At 74.3% G+C, this 26,416-nt stretch carries 23 protein-coding genes; 18 read left to right on the top strand and 5 right to left on the bottom strand.

Translation table 11 applies throughout. The features are described 5' to 3' along the window. The first annotated feature begins 187 nt into the window (after nt 1-187). The 9 genes from JOE63_RS06200 to JOE63_RS06160 all read left to right on the top strand — a co-directional run bounded on the left by JOE63_RS06200 (nt 188) and on the right by JOE63_RS06160 (nt 13,079). Nucleotides 188-2,461, top strand: a complete 2,274-nt coding sequence (locus JOE63_RS06200) for a peptidase C14 (protein WP_204539989.1) — start codon at nt 188-190, stop codon at nt 2,459-2,461. A gap of 86 nt (nt 2,462-2,547) precedes the next feature. Beyond that, nucleotides 2,548-4,767, top strand: coding sequence for a peptidase C14 (locus JOE63_RS06195; RefSeq protein WP_204539988.1), 2,220 nt, complete (start codon nt 2,548-2,550; stop codon nt 4,765-4,767). Nucleotides 4,768-5,032: 265 nt separating this feature from the next. Continuing rightward, nucleotides 5,033-6,418, top strand: a complete 1,386-nt coding sequence (locus JOE63_RS06190) for a Gfo/Idh/MocA family protein (RefSeq protein ID WP_204539985.1) — start codon at nt 5,033-5,035, stop codon at nt 6,416-6,418. Between the two features lie 118 nt (nt 6,419-6,536). Further along, nucleotides 6,537-7,811, top strand: coding sequence for an ABC transporter substrate-binding protein (locus tag JOE63_RS06185; RefSeq protein WP_087471177.1), 1,275 nt, complete (start codon nt 6,537-6,539; stop codon nt 7,809-7,811). 76 nt (nt 7,812-7,887) lie between these two features. Then, on the top strand, nt 7,888-8,841 hold the full coding sequence (locus tag JOE63_RS06180) for a carbohydrate ABC transporter permease (protein WP_087471176.1): 954 nt from the start codon (nt 7,888-7,890) through the stop codon (nt 8,839-8,841). Continuing rightward, complete coding sequence (locus JOE63_RS06175; protein ID WP_264031083.1) at nt 8,838-9,758, top strand: carbohydrate ABC transporter permease; 921 nt, start codon at nt 8,838-8,840, stop codon at nt 9,756-9,758. Before JOE63_RS06180 ends, JOE63_RS06175 begins: the two co-directional genes overlap by 4 nt. Before the next feature lie 8 nt (nt 9,759-9,766). Continuing rightward, complete coding sequence (locus tag JOE63_RS06170) at nt 9,767-10,834, top strand: NAD-dependent epimerase/dehydratase family protein (protein WP_157759585.1); 1,068 nt, start codon at nt 9,767-9,769, stop codon at nt 10,832-10,834. Further along, nucleotides 10,834-12,021, top strand: coding sequence for a dihydrodipicolinate synthase family protein (locus tag JOE63_RS06165; RefSeq protein WP_204539983.1), 1,188 nt, complete (start codon nt 10,834-10,836; stop codon nt 12,019-12,021). Before JOE63_RS06170 ends, JOE63_RS06165 begins: the two co-directional genes overlap by 1 nt. Beyond that, complete coding sequence (locus tag JOE63_RS06160; protein WP_204539981.1) at nt 12,018-13,079, top strand: hydroxyacid dehydrogenase; 1,062 nt, start codon at nt 12,018-12,020, stop codon at nt 13,077-13,079. Before JOE63_RS06165 ends, JOE63_RS06160 begins: the two co-directional genes overlap by 4 nt. Nucleotides 13,080-13,121: 42 nt before the next feature. On the opposite strand, the gene JOE63_RS06155 is transcribed toward JOE63_RS06160, so the two are convergent. Beyond that, nucleotides 13,122-14,126 (bottom strand): DMT family transporter, encoded by a 1,005-nt coding sequence (locus tag JOE63_RS06155; protein ID WP_307839967.1) that lies wholly within the window; start codon nt 14,124-14,126, stop codon nt 13,122-13,124. A gap of 82 nt (nt 14,127-14,208) precedes the next feature. Between JOE63_RS06155 and JOE63_RS06150 the strand changes: the two genes are divergently transcribed. The 3 genes from JOE63_RS06150 to JOE63_RS06140 are packed head-to-tail and all read left to right on the top strand — an operon-like array spanning nt 14,209 to nt 16,933. After that, nucleotides 14,209-15,126 carry a LysR family transcriptional regulator gene (locus JOE63_RS06150; protein WP_204539979.1) on the top strand — a complete coding sequence of 306 codons (918 nt, stop codon included), beginning with the start codon at nt 14,209-14,211 and terminating at the stop codon, nt 15,124-15,126. A gap of 47 nt (nt 15,127-15,173) precedes the next feature. Continuing rightward, on the top strand, nt 15,174-15,593 hold the full coding sequence (locus JOE63_RS06145) for a YciI family protein (RefSeq protein ID WP_087471172.1): 420 nt from the start codon (nt 15,174-15,176) through the stop codon (nt 15,591-15,593). Next, on the top strand, nt 15,590-16,933 hold the full coding sequence (locus JOE63_RS06140; protein ID WP_204539976.1) for an RNA polymerase sigma factor: 1,344 nt from the start codon (nt 15,590-15,592) through the stop codon (nt 16,931-16,933). The genes JOE63_RS06145 and JOE63_RS06140 overlap by 4 nt, the downstream gene beginning before the upstream one ends. 4 nt (nt 16,934-16,937) lie before the next feature. Here the strand turns inward: JOE63_RS06140 and JOE63_RS06135 are convergent, their stop codons facing one another. Beyond that, nucleotides 16,938-17,333: a YybH family protein gene (locus JOE63_RS06135; RefSeq protein ID WP_307839966.1), complete on the bottom strand. Its 396-nt coding sequence runs from the start codon at nt 17,331-17,333 to the stop codon at nt 16,938-16,940. Between the two features lie 147 nt (nt 17,334-17,480). Here JOE63_RS06135 and JOE63_RS06130 point away from each other — a divergent pair, with 147 nt between their 5' ends. Beyond that, nucleotides 17,481-17,942, top strand: coding sequence for a tRNA (cytidine(34)-2'-O)-methyltransferase (locus JOE63_RS06130; RefSeq protein ID WP_087472786.1), 462 nt, complete (start codon nt 17,481-17,483; stop codon nt 17,940-17,942). Nucleotides 17,943-18,061: 119 nt separating this feature from the next. After that, complete coding sequence (locus JOE63_RS06125) at nt 18,062-18,394, top strand: hypothetical protein (RefSeq protein ID WP_087471171.1); 333 nt, start codon at nt 18,062-18,064, stop codon at nt 18,392-18,394. Nucleotides 18,395-18,476: 82 nt separating this feature from the next. On the opposite strand, the gene JOE63_RS06120 is transcribed toward JOE63_RS06125, so the two are convergent. Both JOE63_RS06120 and xylA read right to left on the bottom strand, forming a co-directional pair. After that, the gene (locus JOE63_RS06120; protein ID WP_204539973.1) at nt 18,477-20,069 is read right to left on the bottom strand and encodes a xylulokinase; all 1,593 of its coding nucleotides are present in this window, start codon (nt 20,067-20,069) and stop codon (nt 18,477-18,479) included. Between the two features lies 1 nt (nt 20,070). Then, a complete protein-coding gene (gene xylA, locus JOE63_RS06115; RefSeq protein WP_204539970.1) occupies nt 20,071-21,261 on the bottom strand; it encodes a xylose isomerase in 1,191 nt (396 codons plus the stop codon). A 102-nt stretch (nt 21,262-21,363) separates the two neighbouring features. Between xylA and JOE63_RS06110 the strand changes: the two genes are divergently transcribed. The 4 genes from JOE63_RS06110 to JOE63_RS06095 all read left to right on the top strand — a co-directional run bounded on the left by JOE63_RS06110 (nt 21,364) and on the right by JOE63_RS06095 (nt 25,773). Then, nucleotides 21,364-22,605, top strand: a complete 1,242-nt coding sequence (locus JOE63_RS06110; protein WP_307839965.1) for an ROK family protein — start codon at nt 21,364-21,366, stop codon at nt 22,603-22,605. Between the two features lie 137 nt (nt 22,606-22,742). Further along, complete coding sequence (locus JOE63_RS06105) at nt 22,743-23,990, top strand: ROK family protein (protein WP_204539965.1); 1,248 nt, start codon at nt 22,743-22,745, stop codon at nt 23,988-23,990. A 33-nt stretch (nt 23,991-24,023) separates the two neighbouring features. Beyond that, a complete protein-coding gene (locus JOE63_RS06100; protein WP_204539962.1) occupies nt 24,024-24,794 on the top strand; it encodes a DeoR/GlpR family DNA-binding transcription regulator in 771 nt (256 codons plus the stop codon). Between the two features lie 40 nt (nt 24,795-24,834). Then, nucleotides 24,835-25,773 carry a glycosyltransferase family 2 protein gene (locus tag JOE63_RS06095; RefSeq protein ID WP_204539960.1) on the top strand — a complete coding sequence of 313 codons (939 nt, stop codon included), beginning with the start codon at nt 24,835-24,837 and terminating at the stop codon, nt 25,771-25,773. A 3-nt stretch (nt 25,774-25,776) separates the two neighbouring features. Here JOE63_RS06095 and JOE63_RS06090 read toward each other — a convergent pair whose 3' ends face one another. After that, nucleotides 25,777-26,403: a hypothetical protein gene (locus tag JOE63_RS06090; RefSeq protein WP_204539957.1), complete on the bottom strand. Its 627-nt coding sequence runs from the start codon at nt 26,401-26,403 to the stop codon at nt 25,777-25,779. Nucleotides 26,404-26,416 lie beyond the last annotated feature (13 nt).

The raw sequence follows: 26,416 nt of genomic DNA, 5'->3' as shown, positions 1-26,416 counted from the left end.
GCTAGTCTCCGAGAGTCCGGTTCACCGTCGCAACGACGCGCACGAACCCGCTGACCCCGACCCAGCACCGGAACCGCACGACCCCCGCAGCACCGCTCCCCCGGAACACCCCGCAGCCCCGGGCCGCAGGAGCCTTCGCGTCGCCCGCCCGCACGGCGTCCTCCCGACGTCCCGAAGGGTGCCCGAGTTGTCCACTCCCCGATCCCACACCCGCCCCGCGCCCCCGACCCTCGGCCAGCCCGAGCCGGCGGTCGACGCTCCGCCCCCGTCGCGGCGCAACCTGCTGCGCGTCGCCGGCATCGCCTCTCTCGCCGCGGGCGCCGTCGCCCTCGGCAGCGGCAGCGCCCACGCCGCACCCCTCGCCGAAACGCTCCCCACGGGCAAGAACGACAAGCCCGACACCGAGGTCCGCGTCGCCACCACCGTCGCCGAGCTCACCGGATGGAAGGCCAAGAAGGTCGACGACGGCACGGTCGCCCAGCTCCTCGGCCACGCCACCGCGGGCGACGGCGCCGCACGCCTCCTGCGCTACGACGCGAAGTCCACCGCCACCCCCAACGGCGGCACCGTCCTCGCCCCGAAGGACGCAGGCGCCACGGGCCGCTGGCACACCCTGCACACCGGCACCGCCGACTTCCGCTGGTTCGGCCTCTTCGGCCCCGACGACCCCGCCGGCAGCGCCGACGATGCCCTGGACGCCCTCGTCGACGACCCCAGCATCACCCGCATCGAGGCCCGCACCGACCTCAACTTCACCCGCCGCCACACGTTCACCCGCTCGAACCTCGAGCTCGACTTCGGCGGGAACACGGTCACGACGGAGGGCATCGAGCGCAACGCCCACGACAACCCGTTCGGCGCGGTCCTGTTCTTCCAGGGGCGCGTGACCGACGAGACGCAGCAGCGCACGCTCGCCGCGACGCTCCCCGACCTCGCCGACGTCTTCGAGGTCGCGGACGCGGACGCGTTCGCCGTCGGGCAGTGGTGGGCGCTGCGCTCGGACGAGCGCCCCGGCGGTGGCGGGGACGAGCGCGAGCTCCAGCGCCTCGTCCAGGTCACGCAGGTGCTCGACGCCACGCACGTGCGCGTCGACTACAAGAACGGCTGGGAGCTGCCCGCCGGGCGCGTGCTCACCTGGACGCGCGTCGAGCCCGTCGAGCAGGTGCACGTGCGCGCGATGACGTTCCACGGCTCCGGGCCCTTCGACGGCCCGGCGAACGGCGAGCTGCCCGACGACCGCGAGATGACCGGCTCCCACCCCGTCGCGTTCGAGTACGCGGTGCGCTGCGACGTCTCGGACGTCCACGGCCACCGCACGTGGTGGCCCGTGATCATGCGGCGCTGGAACACCCACTTCGTCACGGAGCGGTGCTCGGTCGCCAACCCGCCGACGGTGTTCTACGGCGGCGCCGGGTATCTCACGCAGCAGATCTACTGCCTGTACGGGCGGGTCTCCGACTGCACGAGCCACGACGCGCGGCACCTCAACGACCTCACGGCGTCGGCGTACTGCCTCGTGGAGAACTGCCACGGCGACGGCGACGACCAGGGCGGCAACCCCTTCACGACCCACGGCCAGTACGAGCACGACCTCGTGTTCGTCGGCAACAGCGGGCTCATGGACATCGCCAACTCGGGCGGCCAGTGGGGCACGGCGGCCAAGCGCATCACGGTCAAGCACCACACGTGCTCGTGGTTCGTCGCGGGCACCAAGATCACCGACCTGACGCTCGAGGACGTGCACGTCGTCGCGCGCTCGACGTTCGACCCGCAGGCCACGCTCACGATCAACGCCGACGGCGCGCAGGTGCGCGGCTGCACGGCCGGCTTCTTCGCCGTCGGGCAGCGGTCGTCGCTGTCGCGGCGTCCGACGGTCGTCGAGGACTGCGCGTTCGCGCTGCCCGCGGGGTCCGTGCTGCACCAGACGCCGGTGACGAACCCCGTGCACTTCGTCCGCACCCGCATCACGGGCGTGGACGGCACGATCCTGCGCGGCGCCGGTCCCGTGACGTTCACCGACTGCGAGCTCGTCGGCGGCACGGACGACGCCCCGGCTGCCCCGGTCGACCTCGGCTCGGCGGACGTCACCGTCACGGGCGGGTCGTGGCAGGGCGTGGGCGTGCGGCTCAGCGGCGCGCGAGACCAGCGGCTCGTGCTCGACGGCGTCCGGGCCGCGGGCACGACGACGGCCGGGGCCCTCGTCTCGCGCGGGACCGGCGCGGGGGCCGTGGACGTCACGCTCCGCGGCGCCGATCTGCGGGCCGCCGACGGCACCGCGCACGTCGCGCTGCGCCCCGGCGACCGCTACGCCGCGACCGGGTCGCGGTTCACGGGCGGTCGCCTCGACCTGCCCGACGGCGTGCGCGTCCTCCATGCCCGCAACGTCGAGACCGGCGTCGACCGCGCGGGGCTGCCGACCGCGGGCGACGGCGTGCTCGTCGACGCGAACCTCACCGTGTGACCCGCCCGGGCGACGCCCGGGCACCCTGTTCCCGCCTCCCCACCGACACCCGCGCCGTCGCGCCGGGCCGACGAAAGGACACCCCCATGACCCTCGAGACCACGACCGAGCCGACGACGGCCGCGCCGGGCGAGGCCGCCCAGCCGCCCTCGCGGCGCAACCTGCTGCGCGTCGCCGGCATCGCCTCCCTCGCCGCGGGCGCCGTCGCCCTCGGCAGCGGCAGCGCGCACGCGGCGCCCCTCGTCGGCGCGCCGCTCGCGGCGAAGAAGGACGACAAGCCCGACGCCGAGGTCCTCGTCGCCGCCACCGTCGCCGAGCTCACGGGCTGGAAGGCCAAGAAGCTCGACGACGGCACCGTCGCCCAGCTCCTCGGCCACGCGACCCCCGGCGACGGCGCCGCCCGGCTCCTGCGCTATGACGCGAGGTCCACCGCCGCCGCCAACGGCGGCACCGTCCTCGCCCCGCAGGACGCGGGAGCCAAGGGCCGCTGGCACACCCTGCACACCGGCACCGGAGACTTCCGCTGGTTCGGCCTCTTCGGCCCCGAGAACCCCGCCGACGACGCGCTCGACGCCCTCGTGAACGACCCGAGCGTCACGCGCGTCGAGGCGCACACGGATCTCAACTTCACGCGGCGCCACACGTTCACGCGCTCGAACCTCGAGCTCGACTTCGGCAACCACCTCATGACCACCGAGGGCATCGAGGACGCCGGGCAGGACGACCCGTTCGCGGCCGTGCTGTTCTTCCGCGGGAAGGTCACGGACGACGTCCGGACGCACACCCTCTCGGCGACGATGCCGGAGCTGCGCGACGACTACGAGGTCGCGGACTCGTCGCAGTTCGAGGTAGGCCAGTGGTACGCGGTCGAGGTCAACGCGCTCGCCGGCCGGTGGGAGCGCGAGCTCCAGCGCCTCGTCCAGATCACGCAGATCGTCGACGCCACCCACGTGCGCGTCAACTACAAGGCGGGCTGGTCGCTCGCGAAGGGCCGGACGCTCACGTGGACGCGCGTCGAGCCCGTCGAGCAGGTGCACGTCCGCAACCTCGCGTTCCGCGGCCGGCCGGACGGCGACCAGTACACCGGCTCGCACCCGATCGCCTACGAGTACGCGGTGCGCTGCGACGTGGAGAACGTGCACGGCGTCGCGACGTTCTGGCCGCTCGTCATGCGCCGGTGGAGCACGTTCTTCCGCACGGCGGGCTGCTCGCTGACCAACCCGGCGTCGGTCACGTGGGGCGGCGCGGGCTACCTGACGCAGCAGATCTACTGCAACTACGGGCACGTGGTCGACTGCCACACGACCAACGCGCGGCACCTCAACGACTGGACCGCGTCGTCGTACGGGCTCGTGGAGAACTGCCACGGCGACGGCGACGACCAGGGCCCGTTCGTCACGCACGGCCAGTACGAGCACGACCTCACGTACGTGGGGAACTCGGGCCTCATGACGTTCGCCAACTCGGGCGCGGCCTGGGGCGGCGCGGCCAAGCGCATCACGGTGACGCGGCACGTGTGCTCGTGGTTCGTCGCGCGCGTCAAGGTCACCGACCTCACGCTCGAGGACGTGCAGGTGATCCGCAAGGACGGCCTCGCGGGCTCGGGGATGCTGTGGGTCAACGCCGACGGCGTGCAGCTGCGCGGCTGCCAGGCCGACGACACCCTGATCATCTCCCAGGCCTCGGCGCTGTCGAAGCGGCCCAACGTCATCGAGGGGTCGCGCTTCGCGGTCCTGCCGGACACCGCGATCACCCAGGCGAACGTCACGAACCCGGTGCACCTCGTGCGCACCACCCTGAACGGGCTGAAGAACGCGTCGTTCGCCGGGAAGGGCGCCGTCGTGCTCGACGCGTGCACGCTCGAGGCGGCCGAGGGCGAGGGGACCGTGACGGCGAGCGGCGACCTCACGGTGCGCGGCGGCGTCGTGCGCAACGTCGCGCTCGTCGCGGCGGGCGCCGCGGAGCAGACGATCCGGCTCGACGGCGGCGCCCGGCTCGAGGGGAAGCCCGCCGGCGGCGGCTTCCTGCGCCGGGCGAAGGCGGACAAGCCGGTCACGTGGGCGCTCGACGGCGTCCGGAGCACCGCGTCGTCGGGTGACACTGGACACGTGAACCTAGACGCCGGTATCAACAAGTGGTCCGCCACGGGCTCGACCTTCGCGGGCGGGACCCTCGCGCTCGCGCCGTCCGCGCTGGGCGGCGACTCGTACGCCCTGCACAGCGGCAACGTCGAGCAGGGCGTGTCGCGCACGGCGTTCCCCGAGGACGGCGACCGCGTCGTCACGACGGGCAACCTCGTCGTCTGACACGAGCCCGAAGGCACCACCCGCCGAACCCGGGATCGCTCCCGGGACGACTTCACCCTGGGGAGCGATCCCGGGTTCGGCAGCCGGAGGGAGCCGCGGCACGAAGGTCACAACTCCGCATCGCGTCGTGCGCGAGTTAACACGAGCGCCGATCTGGCGTAACATCGGCATGGCAGGCTTGCTATAGCAAATAGCAAACAAGGCCTGCCAGGGCCGGGAGACCCCCGCCCCGCAGGACCATCGCAACGGAGCAAGGACCGCACACGTGACCCCGAACCCCCAGCCTGTCACCGTCGCCCTGGTCGGCGCCGGGAACCGTGGTCAGACGTACGCGCGCTGGATCGCCGAGCACCCCGACCGCGCCCGTCTCGTCGCCGTCGCCGACCCCCGACCCCACCAGCGCGGCCTCGTCGTCGACCAGGCCGTCGCCGCGCAGGCCGGCCTCTCCGCGGCCCACGCCCTCGCCTCGGGCGCCGAGCCGGGCGCGGCGCACGCTGTCGGGCCGGGTGCCGAGCTCCCGCAGGTCACGGAGTTCGCCGGCTGGCAGGACCTCGTCGCCGCGGGCGACGCCGACCGGGCCGCAGGGGGCACGGGTCGGCTCGCGGACATGGTCATCGTCGCGACGCAGGACCGCGAGCACCGCGACCCCGTCGTCGCGCTCGCGCCGCAGGGGTACGCGATCCTCGTCGAGAAGCCGCTCGCGCCGAGCCCGGAGGAGTGCCGGGACGTCGTGGACGCGGTCGAGGCGTCGGGCGTGCTGTTCGGCGTCTGCCACGTCATGCGCTACATGCCGTACACGGACCTCGTGAAGTCGGTCGTCGACTCGGGAGTCCTGGGCGAGATCGTCAACGTCCAGCACCTCGAGCCCGTCGGCTGGTGGCACGACGCCCACTCGTACGTGCGCGGCCCGTGGCGCTCGGAGAAGACGTCGAGCCCGATGCTCCTCGCGAAGTCGAGCCACGACCTCGACTGGATCCGCTACGTCACCGGCAAGCGGATCGCGACGGTCGCGAGCTTCGGCTCCCTGAAGCACTTCCGGCCCGAGGAGCGCCCCGCGGGCGCGGCGGACCGCTGCCTGGACTGCCCGCTCGAGCCCACGTGCCCGTACTCGGCGCCGCGCCTGTACCTCACGACGCTGCGCGAGCAGGGCCCGATCTGGCCCGTCTCCGTGATCACGGACGCGACCGACGAGGCGGGCGTCGTCGAGGCGCTGCGCACCACCGACTACGGCCGCTGCGTCTACGACTCCGACAACGACGTCGTCGACCACCAGGTCGTCGCCATGGAGCTCGAGGGCGGCGGCGCGGCGACGTTCACCATGACCGCGTTCTCCGAGCAGGACCACCGCAAGACCCAGATCTTCGGCACCCACGGCTGCCTCGACGGCGACGGCGAGAAGGTCCGCGTCACCGACTTCCGCGACGGCAGCATCACCGTGCACGACGGCGGCCACCACGGTGCCACCAACGCCGCCGACGACCACGGCGGCGGCGACTCGGGGGTCATGGACGCGTTCGTGCGCGCCGTCGCGACGGGCGACCCGAGCCACGTCCGGTCGGGCGCCGTCGAGTCCCTCCAGAGCCACCTCGCCGTGTTCGCGGCCGAGGAGTCGCGCCACCGGCGCACCGTCGTCGACGTCCCGGCCCGCTGACGCGTCCGGCGCGACGACCGCACCACCCCGCACCTCCACAGCACCACACCGCACAGCACAGCACCACCCCACCCCCCACCCGCCCACCCCGGCGGGACCTCACCAAGGAGACACGTCGATGACCCTGCGCACGACGAAGCGCCTCTGGACCGCCGCTCTCGCGGTCGGCACGCTCGGCGCGCTGAGCGCCTGCGCCGGCGGTGCCGGCGCCGGCAGCTCCACCCCCACCCCCGAGGACGGCGCCGCGTCCGGCTCCGTGACCATGTGGACGTACCCCGTCATCGCCGACGAGGCCGCCCACAAGGCCTTCTGGGACGAGCAGATCGCCGCCTTCCAGGAGGAGAACCCCGACGTCGACGTCAAGGTCGAGATCTACCCGTGGGCCGGTCGCGACGAGACCCTCGCGACGGCCATCGCGGGCAACAAGGGCCCTGACGTCGTCTACCTCATCCCGGACCAGATCCCGAAGTACGGCAAGTCCCTCGCCGCCGTGGACAACTACGTCACGGACCAGGTGGGCGACCTGCGCGAGAACGCGTCGAAGGCCGTCACGGTCGACGGCGCGATGCTCGGCTCGCCGCTGATCATGAACAGCAAGCCGCTCGTGTGCAACGCCGCGGCGTTCGAGGCCGTCGGCGAGGCCGGCAACTACCCGGAGACGTGGGACGACCTCATGGCGCTCGCGCCGACGTTCCAGGCCGCCGGCTACGACGTCACCAACTACTGGGGCTCGGTCGACGCGACGCTCAACGAGTCCTTCTACCCGCTGCTGTGGCAGGCGGGCGGGTCCGTCTTCTCCGAGGACGGCTCGTCGGTCGCGTTCGACTCGCCCGAGGGCATCGAGGCCCTCCAGTTCGCGGTCGACCTCGCCGAGGGCGGGTACATCGAGAAGGACCTGCTGACGACGATCCCCGCGTTCGAGCAGACGAACACCGCCAAGGGCAAGATCGCGTGCACCTGGCAGCAGGGCCCGGCCGACGTCGCGGGCTTCTGGGGCGAGGAGAACGTCGTCGTGCTCCCGCCGCTCAAGCAGGCCGAGGCGGTCGCGTTCGGCACGGTCGGCTCGCTGTCCGTGCTGAAGACGGCGGAGAACCTCGACGCCGCGGGCAAGTGGGCCGCGTTCGCGACCTCCCCCGCGGTGAGCACCGAGTACGCGAAGGCGGCGGGCTGGTTCTCGCCGTACGAGAGCGAGTCGGGCCTCTACGCCGACGACCCGGTGCTCTCGGCGCTCGAGGACACGCTCCAGTACACGACCGCGGGCGAGGTCAACGAGAAGTCCCGTGAGGTCATGGGCGTCCTCGCCCCGGAGATCCAGGCCGCGCTCATCGGCGAGAAGACGCCCGAGCAGGCCCTGAAGGACGCGGCCGCGGCGGCAGACCCGCTGCTCGGCTGACCGACGTCGCGGCGCGGGCGGCCCTCCCCCTGGCCGCCCGCGCCGCGGCACCCCTCGCGGTACGAGAGGAGAACCCATGACCGCGACCGCCCCCACCTCGGACGGGCTCACCGCCGACGGGGCCGACCGGCGCCCGGCGCCGACGCCCCCGCGCGGCGGCACCCGCCGCGTCCTGGAGCGCCGTGAGGCGAGGATCGGCCTGCTGTTCGCCCTCCCCGCGTTCCTGCTGTTCCTGCTGTTCCGGTTCGGCCCCGCCATCGCGGGCGTCGCGCTGAGCTTCTTCGACTACACCATCGGCGTCGGCGCCGAGTGGACGGGCGTCGAGAACTTCCGACGCATGGTCGACGACCCGATCTTCTGGTCGGCGCTGCGCGTCACGGTCGTGCTGAGCCTGCTCATCGTCCCGGTGTCGCTCGCGATCTCGACGTTCATGGCGCTCATGGTGCGCCGCTCGTTCCGCGGCTCCGGCTTCTACCGGTCGGTGTTCTTCCTGCCCGTCGTCACGAGCCTCGTGCTCGCCGCGACCGTGTTCACCTGGGTGTTCTCCACGAACGGCCCGTGGTCCAAGCTCATGGGGGCGCTCGGGTTCTCGACCGACTCGTGGCTCGGAGACACGCTGCTCGTGCTCCCCGCGCTCGCGATGGTCGCGATCTGGTCGCGCTTCGGGTACGGGATGCTCATCCTCCTCGCCCGCATGCAGGACCTGCCGCGCGAGCTCGAGGAGGCCGCCGCGATCGACGGCGCCGGACCGTGGAAGCGGTTCTGGTTCATCATCGCGCCCCAGCTCAAGCCCACGCTCTTCTTCCTCGCCGTCATCGAGACGACGGCGTCGTTCCAGATCTTCGACCTCGTCTACGTGATGACCGCCGGCGGACCGGCGCGGGCGAGCTACAACCTCGTCTTCTACATCTACGACCAGGGCTTCAAGTACTTCGACCTCGGCTACGCGAGCGCGCTCGGCGTCGCGCTGTTCGTCGTCACGCTCGTCGTCGCCCTCATCCAGCGCTACGCCATCGGGAGGGACAAGTGACCGCCGCCGACCCCACCACCACCGAGCGCGTGCTCGAGGGGGCCGCGCTGCCGGTGCGCCCCACTGCCACCCGCCGCCGGCGCGGCCGCAAGGGCGCGAGCGACCTGTCGCTGCGCGGCAAGGTGCTGCGCTACGTCGTGCTCTCGCTCGCCGCCGTCGTGACGATCTTCCCGTTCTACGCGATGGTCGTGCTGTCGCTGAAGCCGGCCGCCGCGATCGACTTCCCCGCGTCGCTGCTGCCGACGAACCTCACGACCGAGGCCTACGACCGCGTGCTCGGCGCGGGCAACATCGGCACCTGGCTCGTCAACACGCTCGTGTACTCGGTCGTGTCCGTCGTCGCGGTGCTGCTGCTCGCGTCGATGGCCGGCTACGCGTTCGCGAAGAAGAAGTTCCCCGGGCGCGAGGCGATGTTCTGGTCGTTCCTCGCGATGGTCATGGTCCCGTACCACGTGACCCTCATCCCGACCTTCATCCTCATCGCCCAGGCGGGCGGGCTCGACACGTACTGGGGCCTGATCCTGCCGACGCTCGCGAACGCTCAGGCCGTGTTCCTCATGCGGCAGTTCATCCTCGACCTGCCCGACGAGCTGTTCGAGGCCGCGAAGCTCGACGGCGCCTCGGAGTGGCGCATCTTCCTGCGCATCGTGCTGCCGCTGTGCAAGCCGATCCTCGCGACGCTCGGCACGTTCGTCTTCCTGTGGCACTGGAACGACTTCCTGTGGCCGCTCATCATCGGCCAGGGCACAGACCACTGGACGCTGACCGTCGGCATCGCCTCGCTCCAGCAGCAGGACGTGCCGCTCAACATGGTGCTCGCGGGCGCCACCATCTCGTTCGTTCCGATCTTCGCCTCGTACCTCGTGGCCCAGCGCTTCTTCGTCGAGGGCGTCACCTCGTCCGGCATCAAGGGATGACTCACCACATGACCACGCAGACCAGCACCACCGCCCCGGCCGCCCTCAAGGCCCCGACGTCCGTCGCGGAGCTCGAGGAGCTGCTCACGACGCCGTCGCCCGCCCTCGTGGAGGACCTGGCCGCCCGCTCGGGCGACCTCGTCATCCTCGGCGCGGGCGGCAAGATGGGCCCGAGCCTCACCGTCCTCGCCCGCCGGGCGCTCGACGCGGCCGGGCGCACGGGCGACGCCGTGCACGCCGTCTCGCGGTGGTCCGACGCCGCGCAGGCCGACCGCCTGCGCGACGCCGGGGTGAACGTCGTCGCGGCCGACCTGCTCGCGCCCGACGCGGACCTCGCCACCCTCCCCGACGGCGCGGACGTCGTCTACATGGTCGGCGCCAAGTTCGGCACGTCGTCCGCCCCGTCGCTCGCGTGGGCGGCGAACGCGGCCCTCGTGCACGACGTCGCGCGCCGCTACGCCGACTCGACCATCGCGGCGTTCTCCACCGGGAACGTCTACCCGCTCGTGCCCGTCGAGTCGGGCGGGTGCTCCGAGGAGCACCCCGTCGGGCCGGTCGGCGAGTACGCGATGAGCTGCCTCGGCCGCGAGCGCGTGCTCCAGCACGCCGCGCTCTCGCGCGGCACAAAGGTCGTGACGATCCGCCTCAACTACGCCGTCGACCTGCGCTACGGCGTCCTGTTCGACGTCGCGTCGCCGATCCTCGCGGGCGAGCCCGTCGACCTCACCACCGGGCACGTCAACGTCGTGTGGCAGGGCTACGCGAACGAGGTCGCGCTGCGCTCGCTCGCGCTCGCGTCGTCGCCCGCGACGGCGATCAACCTCACCGGACCGGAGACGGCGTCGGTGCGGCGCCTCGCGGAGCTCCTCGGCCGCGGCCTCGACCGCGAGGTCTCGTTCACGGGCGAGCCCGCCCCGACGGCGCTGCTCAACGACGCGACGCGCTGCCACGAGCTGTTCGGCTACCCGCAGGTGCCGCTGCGCACGCTCGTGGACTGGCAGGCGCAGTGGCTCGCGGCCGGGCTGCCGACGAGCGGCAAGCCGACGAAGTTCGCCGTGCGCGACGGGGCGTTCTGATGACGGCCCCCACCACCCCCGCCGCGGCGCCGGCCACCCCGCGCCTCGCGGACGACGTCGCCGCGCTCCTGCGTGCCGGGACCGTCATCCCGGCCCAGCCCCTCGCGCTCGACGCGGACCGCCGCCTCGACGAGCGTCGCCAGCGCGCGCTCACGCGGTACTACCACGCGGCGGGCGCGGGCGGCGTGGCCGTCGGCGTCCACACGACGCAGTTCGAGATCCGCGAGCACGGGCTCCTGCGGCCCGTGCTCGAGCTCGCGGCCGAGGTCTCGCGCGCGACCGTCGCGGGCGACGCGCCCGCGGGCTCGCTGCACGCCGGGCCCCGCCCGCTCGTCCAGGTCGCGGGCGCGGCCGGCGACGTGCGGCAGGCCGTGGCCGAGGCGGAGCTCGCCGCGAGCCTCGGGTACGACGCCGTCCTGCTCGCCCCCCGCGTGCCGGGCCTCACCGGCTCGCGCGAGGAGGTCGAGCGCGTGCTGCTCGACCGTGCCCGCGCCGTCGGCGAGGTGCTGCCCGTCATCGGCTTCTACCTCCAGGAGGCGATCGGTGGCCCGCGCCTGTCCGTCGGCTTCTGGCGCGAGTACGCGTCGATCGAGGCGGTCGTCGCGATCAAGGCCGCGCCGTTCCACCGCTACCGGACGATCGACGTGCTGCGCGGCGTCGCCGCGTCGGGTCGCGGCGACGAGATCGCGCTGTACACGGGCAACGACGACGCGATCGTCGCCGACCTCACGCAGCGCCTCGACGTCCCCGTGACGGACGCCGAGGGGCGCGCCTCGACCTTCACGGCTCGGTTCGCGGGCGGCCTGCTCGGGCAGTGGGCGGTCTGGACCCGGGGCGCGGTCGAGACGCTGGCCCTCGCGCACGCGGCGCACGGCATCGGCCCCGACGGCGAGGTCACCGTGCCCGACGCCGCCGCTCTCGCTACCCTCACCGCGCGCGCGGCCGGGCTCACCGACGCGAACGCCGCCGTCTTCGACGCGGCGCACGACTTCGCGGGCGTCATCGCGGGCGTGCACGAGGTGCTGCGGCGCCAAGGCCTGCTCGCCGGCATCTGGTGCCTCGATCCGGACGAGACCCTCTCCCCCGGGCAGGCCGACGAGCTGACGCGCGTGACGGCGTCGTACCCGTGGCTCGCCGCCGCGGACGACGCGCTCGTCGCGGAGCACCTCGAGGCCTGGCTGCGATGACCGGCGCGCCCGGCGTGGAGACCGTCGCGGAGCCTGGTCCGGGAACCGAGGCCCGCGCGGTCGTCGCGGTCGCGCCGTGGCTGCGCGCCGAGCTGTTCGCCCCGGACGCGTGGGAGCGCCTGGCCGGTGCGGGACCGTTCGACGTCGTCGACGACCCGCGAGCGCTCGGCGCCGCGCTCGACCGGCTGAGCCCCGCGGCGCGGGAGCGTGTCGACGCGCTCGTGATCTCCTGGGGCACGCCGCCCCTGGACGCAGACCTCCTGGACCGGCTCCCCGGGCTGCGGCTCGTCGCGCACACGGGCGCCTCCGTCAAGCCGTTCGTCACGCCCGCGCTGTGGGCTCGCGGGGTCCGCGTGACGCAGGCGGGCCAGGCGATGGCGCGACCGGTCGCGGAGGTCTCGGTGACGTTCGCGCTCGCGCTGCTGCACCAGGTCCCGGCGTTCCACAACGCCCTGCACGACGGCGTCCCGTGGGCCGACGCGGAGGCCGCACCCCCGCGGTACGAGATCGCGGGCACGCGCGTCGGCGTCGTCGGGGCGTCGCGCACCGGGCGCGCGGCGATCGCGGTGCTGCGCGCGCTCGGCGCGGAGGTCGTGGTCGCCGACCCGACCCTCTCCCCCGCCGACGCCGCCGCGCTCGGCGCGACGCTCGTCGGGCTCCACGAGCTCCTCGCGACGAGCCGCGTCACGATGCTGCACGCGCCCGTCCTGCCCGAGACCCACCACCTGCTGGGCGCGCACGAGCTCGCGCTCCTGCCCGACCACGCCGGGCTGGTCAACACCGCGCGGTCGTGGCTCACGGACGAGCACGCGCTCGTCCGGGAGCTCGCGAGCGGGCGGATCAGCGCCGCGCTCGACGTCTACGACGCCGAGCCGCTGCCCGAGGACCACCCGCTGCGCCGCCTGCGGAACGTGCTCCTCACGCCGCACCACGCCGCCGCGACCGTGCAGGGCCGGCTCGGGCAGGGCGCGATCGTCGTCGACGAGCTCGCCCGCTTCCGCGCCGGGGAGCCGCTGGTCCACGAGGTGCGCGAGGCCGACCTCGACCGCATGGGCTGAGCCCGCGACGGACCGTGTCGAGGCGGGCCGCACCGGGGCGGGTCAGGCTCCGGCGTCCGGCACCCGCGGCGCCGGGCCGACCCGCCGCCGCGGGAGCGTCGCGACCGCGACCCCGGCGAGGCACAGCGCGCCGCCCGCGAGGGTGACCGGCGCCGGGACCTCCGCGAGCACGAGCCAGGACAGCACCACGACGATCGGCGGGACGAGATACGTGGTCGCCGCCGCGCGACCCGCGCTGAGGCGCGAGAGCGCGTACCCCCACGTCGTGAAGGCGACGGCCGTCGGGCCGAGCCCGAGGAGCACGACGGCCCACGTGGACGACGCCGGAGCCGACCCGGCGTCGGCGGCGAGCGCCGGGGCGAACGGCAGGAGCGCGACGGTGCCCGCGAGGCACCCGACCCACGTCATCGTCAGCGCGTCGACGCGTGCGAGCAGCCGCTTCTGCGACGTCGCGGCACCCGCGTAGAGGACCGCGGCCGCGAGGCCGAGCGCGACCCCGACGACGTCGCGGTCCCCCGAGGACGTCGCCGCGGCGATGACGGCCACCCCGGCGAACGCCGCGGCCATGCCCACGAGGAGGCGACGTGGGAAGCCCTCCCCGAGCAGCAGGCCCGCGAGGACCGCGACGAGGACGGGCGCGACGTTGACGAGCAGCGCCGTCGTCCCCGCGTCGAGGTGCTGCTCGGCGGCGTTGAGCGCGAGGTTGTAGAGGCTGAACCACCCCACGCCCCACGCGAGGACGGCGACGAGCACGCGACCGCGCGGGAGGACGGGCCGGCGCCCGCTCCGCCACCACCGCACGGCGACGATGACGGTGAGCCCGACGCTGCCCGCGAGCTGGCGGCCGAGCGCGAGCGCGCCTGGGGCGTAGTCGTGCCCGGCGGCGCGGACGCCGATGAACGCCGACGCCCACAGCACCACCGTGACGGCGACGGCCGCGACGACCAGCACCCCAGCCCTCGGCACGGGCGCAGCGCCAGGAAGGGGTCCCGGCGCGGCGTCGGACGGGTCGACGACGGACGGGGCGGCGGTCTCGGGTGCGGTCACCACTCGATCGTCGCGCCGCCGGACCGTTCAGCACCAGCACGGATTCCTTCCGCTCGATTCAGTCTGGCTGTAGCGTGGGGGGATGCTGGACGTCCACCGCCTGCGGATCTTCCGCTCCGTCGTCGCGAGCGGGTCGGTCCAGGCCGCCGCCGCCACGCTCGGGTACACGCCGTCCGCCGTGAGCCAGCACGTCGCCGCGCTCCAGCGCGAGACCGGCCTCACGCTGCTCGAACGGGCCGGCCGCGGCGTGCGGCCCACCGCGTCCGGGCTCGCGCTCGCGGCCCAGGCCGACGGCGTGCTCGCGCGCCTCGGCGAGGCCGAGGCCGTCGTCGCGGACCTGCGCGCGGGACGGACCGGCTCGCTCTCGCTCGCCTACTTCGCGTCGGTGGGCGCCGCCTGGCTGCCGCACGTCGTGCGCCGGCTCACGGCCGACTTCCCCGGCGTCCGTCTCGACCTGTCGCTGCGCGAGACCATCCCGGACGACCCCGACGAGCGGGCGGACGTCCAGCTCGTCGTCGCGCCGCGCGGGTTCGACCCCGGGAGCGGGTTCCGGACGCACCACCTGCTCGACGACCCGTACGTCGTCGTGCTGCGCGACGACCACCACCTGGCGCACCGGGACGAGGTCGAGCTCGTCGAGCTGCGCGACGAGCGCTGGGTCGACAACGACTTCGCGCGCGGCTGGTGCCGCCGCAACCTCGTCGAGGCGTGCACGGCCGCCGGGTTCAGCCCGCCGTTCCACGTCGAGGCGCACGACTATCCCACGGCGATCGCGTTCGTCGGCGCCGGGGTCGGGGTCACGGTCCTGCCCGCTCTCGGCGCCGCGCACCTGCCGCCCGGGCTGCTCGCCGTCCCCGTGGTCCGGCCCGCACCGGTGCGCTCGATCCACGCCGTGCTGCGCGACGCCGTGGTCGGAACGCCCCCGGCCCGGGCCGTCCTCGACACGCTCCACGAGGTCGCGGGTGCTCGTGTCGATCTCGCGGGTTCCCGTTCGACCTGAGGATGAGAGGGTCGGGAGGTCCGGCCCGCCGACACCAGGAGACGACGATGAAGTACATGCTCATCATGCGTGGCAGCGACGAGAGCCAGGCGGCGTTCGAGGACGTCTCGTTCGACGAGATGCTCGAGACCATCGGGCGGTTCAACGACGAGCTCATCCGGGCGGGCGTCCTGCTCGCGGCCGAGGGGCTGGACGACGCCGGGCAGGGCGTGGTCGTCGACCTCTCGGCCGACGTGCCCGTCGTGACCGACGGCCCGTACGGGGAGACCAAGGAGCTGTTCGGCGGCTACTACGTCCTCGACGTCGCGTCCAAGGAGGAGGCCGTCGAGTGGGCCAAGCGGCTCCCGTACTCCGGCCCCGGGGCCAAGGTCGAGGTCCGCCGCGTCACGACCATCGACGAGTTCCCGCAGGACAACGAGTGGATCCGCAAGGAGCGGGCGTGGCGCGAGGCGACCGGCCAGCTGTGAGCGCGCCCGACGCGGGCGCCGGTCCGGGTGTCGGCCCGAGTCAGACCGACCCGGGCCGGCGCGCGGTCGAGGCCGTGTGGCGCATCGAGTCCGCACGGATCGTCGGGGCGCTCGCCCGGTACACCGGCGACTTCGCGCTCGCCGAGGACGTCGCCCAGGAGGCGCTCGCCGAGGCGCTCGTCGCGTGGCCCCGCGACGGCGTGCCGCGCAACCCCTCCGGGTGGCTCCTCACGGTCGGCAGGCGTCGCGCGATCGACGCGTTCCGCCGCCGTGCCGCCCTCGACGAGCGCTACGCGTCCCTCGCCCACGGCCTGGGCGAGGGCGCCGTCGTGACCGGTGGGCCGCCGTCGGACCCCACGGGCGGGGCGGGCGCCGACCTGCCGTGGGACCCCGACCAGGTCGACGACGACGTGCTGGCCCTCATGTTCGTCGCGTGCCACCCGGTGCTCTCGCCCGAGGCGCGCGTCGCGCTCACCCTGCGCGTGGTCGGCGGCCTCTCGAGCGACGAGGTCGCGCGCGCGTTCCTCGTGCCCACCGCGACGGTCCAGGCCCGCATCACGCGCGCCAAGAAGACCCTCGCCGCGGCCGGCGTGCCGTTCGGCGTCCCCCCGGCGGACGAGCGGCGCGAGCGCCTCGGCTCCGTCCTCCACGTCCTGTACGTGATCTTCACGGAGGGGTCCACGGCCACGACCGGCGAGGACTGGCTGCGCCCCGACCTCGCCCACGAGGCGCTCCGGCTCGCGCGCGTCCTCGCGGGCCTGGTCCCCGACGAGCACGAGGCGCACTCGCTCGTCGCGCTCCTCGAGCTCACCGCCGCGCGGTTCCCCGCCCGCACGACGTCCGACGGCGAACCCGTCCTGCTCGCCGACCAGGACCGACGGCACTGGGACCGGTCCGCGATCCGGCGCGGCCGCGCGGCGCTCGCCCGCGCCGACGCGGTGGGGCCGCCCGGCCACGGCCGCGGCGCCTACGGCCTCCAGGCCGCGATCGCCGAGTGCCACGCGGTGGCCCCTTCGGTCGACGAGACGGACTGGGACCGCGTCGTGCTCCTCTACGAGGCGCTGGGGCGGCTCGCGCCGTCGCCCGTGGTCGAGCTCAACCGGGCCGTGGCCGTGGCGATGGCGCACGGCCCGGCGGCGGCGCTGCCGATCGTCGACGAGCTCGTCGCGACCGACCGCCTGCCCGGGTTCCACCTCCTGCCGAGCGTGCGCGCCGAGCTGCTCGGCCGCCTCGGCCGCGTCGAGGAGGCGCGCGCGGAGTACGAGCTCGCCGTGCGGCTGTGCCCCAACGCGCGCGAGCAGGACCTGCTGCGCCGCAAGGCGGCCGCGCTCGGGGCGTGACGCGCTACGACCCGTCGGACGCCGTGTACGTCCTCCCGGGCCAGTACGGCCACTCCTCGAAGTGCGCCACGCGCCCGTCGGGCGCGAACCGGAGCACCCACAGGTCGCGGTACTCCTGCTCCTCCGGCGCGAGGTACCGGACCTCGAGGCGCACGACCGCGTCCGGCCACTCGACCGCGACGGGTTCCGCCGTCACCCTGAAGGTCGCGCCCTCGTCCGCGGTCCAGAAGCCGCGGATCTCCTCGTGGCCGCGCAGCGGCTCCTCGTCGTAGGGCGAGCGCAGGTACGTCGCGTCCGGGGTGAACAGCCGCCCGACGGCGGTCGTGTCGCTCGCGCGCCACGCCACCTCGTACGCGGCGACCCAGGCCGTCACGGCCTCGCGGTGGACGGCCTCGGCCACGGGAGCCTCCTCGATCGTTCGTCGACGGTCCCACCGACGCTACCCGTCCCGCGACGCTGCGAGAATCGGTGCGTGAGCGAGACCCCCGACCCCCGCACCGACTGGCGGCCGCACGTCGCCGACCCGGCCGCCCGACCGCCGTCGGCCCTGCCCCACGTGGTGTTCTACGAGCCGCGCATCCCCGGCAACACGGGCAACGCGATCCGCCTCGCGGCGGTGACCGGGGCGCGTCTGCACCTCGTCGAGCCGCTCGGGTTCGACCTGGACGAGCCCAAGCTGCGCCGCGCGGGTCTCGACTACCACGACCTCGCGGCCGTCGAGGTCCACGCGGACCTGGACGCCGCGCTCGCGACCCTTCCCGGCCGGGTCTTCGCGTTCACGACGCGCGCGACGACGTCGTTCACCGACGTGACCTACCGGCCGGACGACGTCCTGCTGTTCGGCCCCGAGCCGACGGGGCTGCCCGACGACGTGCTCGCCCACGAGCGGATCACCGACCAGCTCAAGATCCCCATGCTCCCCGGGCGCCGCTCCCTCAACCTCACCAACGCGGCCTCGATCGCCGTCTACGAGGCGTGGCGGCAGACGGGGTTCACCGGCGGCGCGTGAGGGAGACCGCGTACCGGGTACGGGTCGCGAGCCGGGTTTTCCCGGATGCCCGGGCACGGCGCGCCGGGGTGGACTGGGACCGGGCCGGGCAGGCCCACCACCCCGAGCGAAGGAGCTCCATGCGAACCACACGCCAGCGCACCCTGGTCGTCTCCGCCCTCGTCGCCGCGGCCGTCGCCGTGGCACCGTCCGCGGTAGCCGCGCCGTACGACGGCGGCCCCTGCACGTTCGACGTGACCCGGACGGGCAACGTCTTCACCGTCAGCGCGGGCACGTGCGACTGGGTCCTGCTCGAGGTCTACGGCAACGCGTACGGGATGAACCTCAACCGTTCGGTCTCGACGACGTCCGTCGCGTCGGTGGAGATCGCCGGACCGGTCTGGGGCGTCACCGGCGCCGCCGCGGTGGGCCGCAAGGCTGGCGTGACGGGCCCCGTCGTCCGCGTGCTCTGACCGCCCTCCCCACCGTCGTGGGCGCACGAAGGGCCCGACCCCTCACGGGGGCCGGGCCCTTCCCTGCTGTCGCGAGGTCGTGTCAGACGAGGTCGCGGACCGCCGCGTACTGCTCGCGGATGGCCGGGACCGCGTCGGCCTCGACCACCGTGGCCGACGACGCGGCCCAGATGGGCGCGGTGACGTCCGCCCCCGGGCCGGCCTGGTGCGCGGCGAGGACCCACGCGGCCTGGCGCGCGGCGCCGTCGGCCACGTACTCGCCGGGCTCGGGGACCGTGACGGGCAGGCCGAGGACCTGCGGCGCGATGCGCCGGACCGCCTCGGACTGCGCGCCGCCGCCGATGAGCTGCACGCGCTCGACCCGGACGCCGAGCGCCCGCAGCGCGTCGAGCCCGTCCGCGAGGCCGCACAGCATGCCTTCGACGTACGCGCGCGCGAGGTGCTCCGGCGTCGACGTGCCGAGCCGGATCCCGTGCAGCGTGCCCGACGCGTCCGGCCGGTTGGGCATCCGCTCGCCCTCCAGGTACGGCACGAGCACGAGCCCGTCCGCGCCGGGAGGCGCCTGGAGCGCGAGCCGCGACAGCCCCGCGTGGTCGACGTCGAGGACGGCGCGCGCCGCGTCGAGGACGCGGCTCGCGTTGAGCGTCACCGCGAGCAGCAGGTAGCGGCCCGTCGCGTCGGAGAACCCGTTGACGAGCCCGGACCCGTCGGCGGTGCGGTCGTCGGTCACCGCGGACACGACGCCCGACGTCCCGATCGACACCGCGACGTCGCCCGCGACCATGCCGAGGCCGAGGGCCGCGCCCGCGTTGTCGCCCGCGCCGGGGCCGAGCAGCGTGCCGCCCTCGACCGCGCTCCCGGCGACCGAGGCGTGCGCGACGCCCGCCACGGCCGAGGGTGCGACGACGCGCGGCAGCACGACGTCCCTCCAGCCGAACGCGAGCTCCAGCAGGTCGAGGCGGTACGCGCCCCGGCCGTCGTCCCCGTCGTCCCGGGTCGCGTCGTAGTAGCCGGTGCCCGACGCGTCGGACGCGTCGGTGACGAGCGCGTCGAGGTCCGGGCCGAGCGGCGCGGACTCGTCGCCCGCCGGGCCGTACCCGGCGATGCGCCACGTGAGCCAGTCGTGCGGCAGCGCGACGGCGGCGACGCGCGCCGCGTTCTCCGGCTCCGTGTCGCGCAGCCAGCGGAGCTTCGTCACCGTCAGCGAGGCGACCGGCACGGACCCGATCGCGTCGGCCCACGCCTGGGCGCCCGCCTCGGTCGCGGACTCGACCCGGTCGTGGGCGTCGGGGACGCCCTCGGCGAGGCGGGCCTCGCCGAGCTCACGGATCAGGTCGCGCGCGGCCGGGGCCGAGCGCGTGTCGTTCCACAGGAGCGCGTCGCGCACGACGTTCCCGTCCGCGTCGAGCGCGACGAGCCCGTGCTGCTGGCCGCCGACGGCGAGCGCCGCGACGTCGTCGAGCCCGCCCGCCGCGGACGCCGCCTCGCGGAACGCGTCCCACCACGCGTCGGGGTGGACCTCCGTGCCGTCAGGGTGCTTCGCCGAGCCCGTGCGCACGAGCACGCCCGTCGCGGCGTCGCGCACGACGACCTTGCAGGACTGCGTGGACGTGTCGACGCCGGCGACGAGCGTGCGCTCGCCGCCGGCGTCGGACGTCCTGGGGTCGGTCGTCACCTCAGCCGATCAGGTGCTCGAGCGCGAGCTGGTTGAGGCGCACGAAGCCGAAGTCGCGGTTCGCCGCGGCGTCGACGTCGAACTCCTCGTACGCGCTGCGGTCCGCGAGCAGGTCGGCGACGGACTCGCCCTCGCCCAGCGTGGACTGGCCGAGCTCGAACACGCCGGAGTGCGCGAACGCCTCCTGGACGCGGGAGTCGGCGCGGTACGCCGCGGCCTTGCGCGCGAGCAGGCGGTAGGTCTCCATGTTGGCGCGCGCGGAGTCCCACACGCCGACCTCGTTCTCGGTGCGCGACGGCTTGTAGTCGAAGTGGCGCGGGCCCGTGTACGTGGGGCCGCCGTTCGGGAAGCCGTTCTCGAGCAGGTCGACCGTGAAGAACGCCGAGAGCAGGTCGCCGTGACCGAACACGAGGTCCTGGTCGAACTTGATCGAGCGCTGGCCGTTGAGGTCGATGTGGAAGAGCTTGCCCGCCCACAGCGCCTGCGCGAGGCCGTGCGTGTAGTTGAGGCCGGCCATCTGCTCGTGGCCCGTCTCCGGGTTGAGGCCCACGATGTCGCCGTTGTCGAGCTTCGCGATGAGGCCGAGCGCGTGGCCGATCGTCGGCAGGAAGATGTCGCCGCGAGGCTCGTTCGGCTTGGGCTCGAGCGCGATCTTGAGGTCGTAGCCCTTCTCCTTGATGTACGCCGCGGTGAGGTCGAGGCCCTCGGCGTAGCGCTCGTGCGCGGAGTGCAGGTCCTTGGCGCCGTCGTACTCGGTGCCCTCGCGCCCGCCCCACATGACGAACGTCTTGGCGCCCAGCTCGGCCGTGAGGTCGACGTTGCGCAGCACCTTGCGCAGCGCGTAGCGACGCACGCCGCGGTCGTTCGACGTGAGGCCGCCGTCCTTGAAGACGGGGTGGCTGAACAGGTTCGTCGTCACCATCTCGATGACCAGGCCGGTCTCCTGCGCCGCCTGGCGCACGGAGTCGAGGCGCTTGGTGCGCTCCGCGTCGTCGGCGCCGAACGGCACGACGTCGTCGTCGTGGAAGGTGAAGCCCCACGCACCGAGGTCGGCCAGGCGGCGCACGGACTCGGCCGGGTCGAGCGCGGGACGGCTCGCGCTGCCGAACTGGTCCTGCGCGGTCCAGCCCACGGTCCACAGACCGAAGGAGAAGTTGATGTCTGCGTCGTGTCGGGTGGTCTCGTCGGCCACGGTGGTCTCCTCGTCGAGAGGGCCGCGACGCGATCCTCGCGCCGACGGCCTATTTATGTCGTACGGATGAACTTATCCGCCCGGGTCGGTAAGGTCAAGACCGTGAACCGCAGCGTCGCGACCCGCACGGGTCCCCCAGCAGCCCGGCAGGCCACGCTGCGCGAGCACAACCTCGCCCTCGTCGCCCGCGCGGTCTTCGAGTCCGCCCAGCCGTGCTCGCGCGCCGACATCGCCGCGTCCAGCGGCCTCACGCGCGCGACCGTCTCGACGCTCGTCGACCGCCTCGTCGCCGCAGCCATCGTCGCGGAGCTCCCGCCCGCCACCCCGCAGCGCGCCGGCCGGCCCGCGGTCCCCCTCGCGCCCGCGCCGCGCTCCCTCGTCGGGCTCGGCCTCGAGGTCAACGTCGACTACCTCGGCGGCCGCGTGCTCGACCTCACCGGCGCCGTCGTCGCCGAGCACGTCGACCCGGACGACCTCCACGACAGCGACCCCGCCGAGGTGCTCGCGCGGCTCGGACGCATCGCGCAGGACCTCCTCGCGACCGTCCGCGCCGACGGCATGACCGTCGCGGGCGCCCGTCTGGCCCTGCCCGGCCTCGTCGACACGCGCGCGGGCCGGCTCGAGGTCGCCCCCAACCTCGGCTGGTCCCATCTCGACCCCGGCCCCCTCCTCGGGCTCGGCCCCGACGTCCCCGTCGAGATCGGCAACGAGGCCAAGCTCGCCGCGCTCGCCCAGGCGAGCCACGGCGTCGTGCCCGACGACGCGTCGGACCCCGCGTCCGACCCGGCGCCCTCGACCTACCTCTACGTCTCGGGCGACGTCGGCATCGGGTCCGCGATCGTCGTGGACCGCCGCCTGTTCCACGGGCGCCACGGGTGGACGGGCGAGGTCGGGCACGTCGTCGTGGACCCGCGCGGCCCGCGCTGCCGCTGCGGCGCGACCGGCTGCCTCGAGCAGTACGCGGGCAAGGACGCGCTCCTGCGCGGGGCGGGGCTGCCCGTCGACGCCCCCACCGAGGCGCTCGTCGCCGCGCTCGACGCCGCGGAGCCCGCCGCGCTCGCCACCGTCGAGCAGGCCGGGACCGCGCTCGGCAGCGCGCTCGCCGACTACGTGAACCTCGTCGACATCGACACCGTCCTCCTCGGCGGCATCTACCCCGCGCTCCTGCCCTACCTGCGCAGCGCGGCCGAGGCCGAGCTGCGCGTCCGCGTCCTCGCCGCTCCGTGGACGGACGTCGTACTGCTCCCCGCCCCCGTCGGCGACCACGCCGCCCTCACCGGCGGCGCGCGCGAGGTCCTGCGCGGCGTCGTCGAGGACCCGAGCGCCTGGGTCGCCGACGACTGACCCGTCCGCTCGCCGAGGCCTCGCTGCCCCTGATCCGGTTTATTCCAAGGGTTAGAAAAATACTCTTGCTATCCCTCGGACGGCGTGCGAGAGTGGGTGCCGCACCGACGGCTCGACGGCGAGAGGAGGGCGCAGGGATGCGCACCGCCGCGGACATCCGCATGGCCAACGCCTACGACGTCGTCCGGACGTTGCGCGCGTCCGGGGACGCGAGCAGGCGCGAGCTCGCTGCCCTGACCGGGCTCAGCTTCCAGACCGTCGCCACCATCTGCAGCCAGCTGCTGGACCACGGTGTGCTCCGCGAGGCGGCCCGCGCCAAGCCGGCGGCAGGCAGACCCACGACCCGGCTCGCCCTCGACCCCGACCACGGGCGCCTGCTCGGGGTCGACCTCACCGAGACGTACGTCCACGTCGAGACCTTCACGACGGCGCTCGACCCGGTCTCCTCGACCGAGCTGGAGCTCGACTACCACGACCGGACCCCGCGGGTCGTGGTCGGCCGGCTGCGCGAGGCCCTCGGGCGCGAGCTCGGAACCCTCGGGGAGCACCCTCTCCTCGGCGTCGGGCTGTCGGTGCCGGGACAGCTGGACCGGGACGGCGGCACGTCCGTCCACGCGCCGAACTGGGGCTGGCGCAACGTCCAGCTCCTCCGGATGCTCGACGGGCTCGCGGACGCGCCCTTCCACCTCGACAACCCGTTGAAGGCGACGGTCGCCGCCGAGCTGTGGTCGCGGCCCGAGCACGGGACCACGGACGTCGTCATCGTGACCCTCGGCACGGGCGTCGGGTTCGGCGCCGCGCTCTCCGGACGCGTCCTGCGCGGACGGACCGACAGCGCCGGCGAGTGGGGCCACTCGGTCATCGTGGCCGGGGGGCGGCAGTGCCGGTGCGGGTCTCGAGGCTGCGTCGAGGCCTACGTCGGCGCCGGCGGGATCCTGCAGACCCTGCGCGAGGTCGCGCCCGACAGCCCCGCCCTCCACGGCGAGGACCAGGCAGCCACCGTCCGGGCGCTGGCAGAGGCGTACCGTGCGGGCGACGGCGCAGCCGTCGAGACCGTCGAGCGCACCTCCTACTACCTCGGGATCGCCCTCGGCGGCATCGTCAACGTGCTCAACCCGGAGGTCATCATCCTCTCGAGCTGGGTCGCGCGAGACCTCGGGGACGCGCTGCTCGAGCGCCTGCGACCGCACCTCGCCGCCCACGCCCTCTCCGTGCCCTTGCTGGCCGTGTCCGTCGAGGTCGACCACTCCCGGGGGAACAGGCCGAGCCTGGGGGTGGCGACGCTGGTGCTCGAACGCCATCTCCGCGCCCTCACCACGCCGGAGGGCACCGCGGCCCTGGGGCCCGACGGTGCGGGGCGCGCCGACGCCCCGCGCGTGGGCTGACCGGTGCAGGACCCCGGACGGAGCGGCGCCCCGATGCTCGCCGCCGAACGACGGTCGCGGATCCTCGGCGAGGTCGACGACCTCGGAGTCGTCCGGATCACCCAGCTCGCCGAGGATCTCGCCGTCTCCGACATGACGATCCGTCGCGACCTCACGGCCCTCGCGGCGCGGGGGCTGGTCCGCAAGGTCCACGGGGGCGCCGTCGCGCCCCACCTCAGCGCGCACGAGCGGCACGCGGCCCACCGGGACGCCGTGACGGCGGAACGTGAGCAAGGCGTCGCCGAGGCGGCCGCAGGGCTCGTCGCGCCGGGCTCCTCCATCGCGATCGGCGCGGGCCGGACGGCCACGCTGCTCGCCGTGCACATCGCCGCGACGCCCTCCCTGCGTCCCCTCACGGTCACGACCAACTCGTTGCCGATCGCCGAGGCGCTGCACCGGTCGAACGACCCCCGGCTGACGACGATCGTCACGGGCGGCACCCGCCTGGGGTCGGGGACGCTCGTGGGCCCCCTGGCGGCGTCGGCCTTCGCGCATCTCCCCATGTCGATGGCGTTCATCGACGTCGCGGGGATCAGCACGACGCACGGCCTGAGCGCCCGGACCGCCGACGACGCCGCCGCGAGCCGGTCGCTGGTCGGCTCGGCGGCCCGCAGCGTGATCCTCGCCGAGCGCTCGAAGTGGGGCGCCAACGGCTCGGCCTGGTTCGCGACGCTCGCCGAGGTCGACGCGATCGTCACCGACTTCGTCCCGCCCGACCAGAAGAGGCGCCTCTACGACCTCTCGGCCCAGATCGTCCTCGCCTGAGGACGGCCCCTGGCCCGGCCCGCCACGCGAAGGAGAGCAGTTGCCGCACGTCAGCGTCGTGGTCACGTCGTACGACCAGCGCGGGCTCGTGGACGCCGCCGTCGCGTCCGTCACCCGCCAGACGCTCCCGCCTCGGTCCGTCGTCGTCGTTGACGACGGCTCGACCGATCCCGAGTCCCAGGACGTGCTGAGCGAGATCGCCGCGTCGGGACGGGCGCGCGTCGTCAGGGTGCCGCACGCCGGCGTGTCCGCGGCGAGGAACATCGGCATCGCCCTCGCCGACACCGGGTACGTCGCCGTGCTCGACGGCGACGACGAGATGGAGCCGACGTTCCTCGAGCGGACGACGGCGCTCCTCGACGCCGACGCGTCGGTCGTCGCGGCCTCGTCGTGGCTACGGACCCATGGTGTGCTCGAGACGGTCGTGCGCCCGGGCGGCGGAGCCGTCGTGGACTTCCTCCACCGCAACGCGTGCCCGGCCACCGCGGTGCTGCGCCACGACGCCTGGTACGCGTCGGGCGGGTACGACGAGACCATGCTCGACGGGTTCGAGGACTGGGACTTCTTCCTCGGCCTGCTCGGCGCGGGCGGTCGGGTCGCGATCGTGCCCGAGCCGCTGATCCGGTACCGGACCGCTCCGGCCTCGGCGAACGTGCGCTCCATGAGCAGCCGCCTGGAGATCTACGGGCGGATCATCGACAAGCACCGCGGAGTGTTCGCACGGCACCTGAGCGAGGCGATCCTGGGCGTCGAGAGTCGTGCGATCGAGCTCCGGGCGACGTGGGAGGCGCTGCTCGCGGAGGACCCCCGCGTCCCGCTCCCCGAGGTGACGTACGGGGACGGGGGGCTGGCCTCCGCCGTCCGCGTCTGCACGGCTCGCTCGTCACCGACGACGGCCCCGGTCCCGGCCGGCCGCCCGCAGGGGCGACGGGCCGGGACCGGGGCCGCGGCGGGGACCGCTGCTCCCGGTGGTCGGTGACGCCTACTCGAACAGCGAGAGCGTCACGACCCCGGTGTACTCACCCGGGTCGACGTCGGCGGCCGTCCGCAGGACGAGGTCCGCGGTGGCCGTCCAGCGGCCCTCGGCGGCGATCTCCTGCGAGTCGATGGCCAGCGCGAGGAGCTCCTGGTCGACGAGGCCGAAGGGGTCGTCCGCCTCGGTGTCCAGCACGGTCTGCACCGGCTCGCCCTCGGCGACCAGTCCCGCCTCTCCGCCGTCGAGCAGGCGTGGCGTCCACCCGAGGTGCTCGGGCCCGATCGCCGGCTGGCCCGCCGTCCCCTCGAACGCGCTCGCGGTGCCGAGCACGTACCAGCCCGCCCCGGCGGGGATCTCCTCCGCCGCACGCGTGTCGGTGATCGTGACGGTCGGGAGCGTGCCGGTGAACTGACGGACGAGCGCGGTCGAGCCGTTCTCGGTCAAGGTCGTGCCGGCGCTCTCCACGCTCATGGCCAGCGCCCCGGACGTGCCCGCGTCCGGGATGGTGACCGAGACGTCGACCTCGCCCCCGCCGTGCTGCTCCTCGGCCGTCGCGACGCCGGTCAGCCCGACGAAGGTCGCGATGCCGGCCCCGACCGCCGCCCAGCGGACGATGCTCGTTCTCCTGCTCATGGTGCTTGTCTCC

Origin of the sequence: Cellulosimicrobium cellulans, from assembly GCF_016907755.1 — a bacterium.
Taxonomy (GTDB): domain Bacteria; phylum Actinomycetota; class Actinomycetes; order Actinomycetales; family Cellulomonadaceae; genus Cellulosimicrobium; species Cellulosimicrobium cellulans_D.
The sequence above is the reverse complement of the archived record's forward strand: the minus strand, read 5'-3'. Positions and strand labels throughout refer to the sequence as shown.

Bases quoted from the DNA above. Each gene is read 5' to 3' on its own strand.
- JOE63_RS06195 (WP_204539988.1), top strand. From the start codon at position 2,548: ATGACCCTCGAGACCACGACCGAGCCGACGACGGCCGCGCCGGGCGAG.
- JOE63_RS06185 (WP_087471177.1), top strand. From the start codon at position 6,537: ATGACCCTGCGCACGACGAAGCGCCTCTGGACCGCCGCTCTCGCGGTC.
- JOE63_RS06180 (WP_087471176.1), top strand. From the start codon at position 7,888: ATGACCGCGACCGCCCCCACCTCGGACGGGCTCACCGCCGACGGGGCC.
- JOE63_RS06170 (WP_157759585.1), top strand. From the start codon at position 9,767: ATGACCACGCAGACCAGCACCACCGCCCCGGCCGCCCTCAAGGCCCCG.
- JOE63_RS06165 (WP_204539983.1), top strand. From the start codon at position 10,834: ATGACGGCCCCCACCACCCCCGCCGCGGCGCCGGCCACCCCGCGCCTC.
- JOE63_RS06160 (WP_204539981.1), top strand. From the start codon at position 12,018: ATGACCGGCGCGCCCGGCGTGGAGACCGTCGCGGAGCCTGGTCCGGGA.
- JOE63_RS06150 (WP_204539979.1), top strand. From the start codon at position 14,209: ATGCTGGACGTCCACCGCCTGCGGATCTTCCGCTCCGTCGTCGCGAGC.
- JOE63_RS06145 (WP_087471172.1), top strand. From the start codon at position 15,174: ATGAAGTACATGCTCATCATGCGTGGCAGCGACGAGAGCCAGGCGGCG.
- JOE63_RS06125 (WP_087471171.1), top strand. From the start codon at position 18,062: ATGCGAACCACACGCCAGCGCACCCTGGTCGTCTCCGCCCTCGTCGCC.
- JOE63_RS06105 (WP_204539965.1), top strand. From the start codon at position 22,743: ATGCGCACCGCCGCGGACATCCGCATGGCCAACGCCTACGACGTCGTC.
- JOE63_RS06100 (WP_204539962.1), top strand. From the start codon at position 24,024: ATGCTCGCCGCCGAACGACGGTCGCGGATCCTCGGCGAGGTCGACGAC.
- JOE63_RS06090 (WP_204539957.1), bottom strand. From the start codon at position 26,403: ATGAGCAGGAGAACGAGCATCGTCCGCTGGGCGGCGGTCGGGGCCGGC.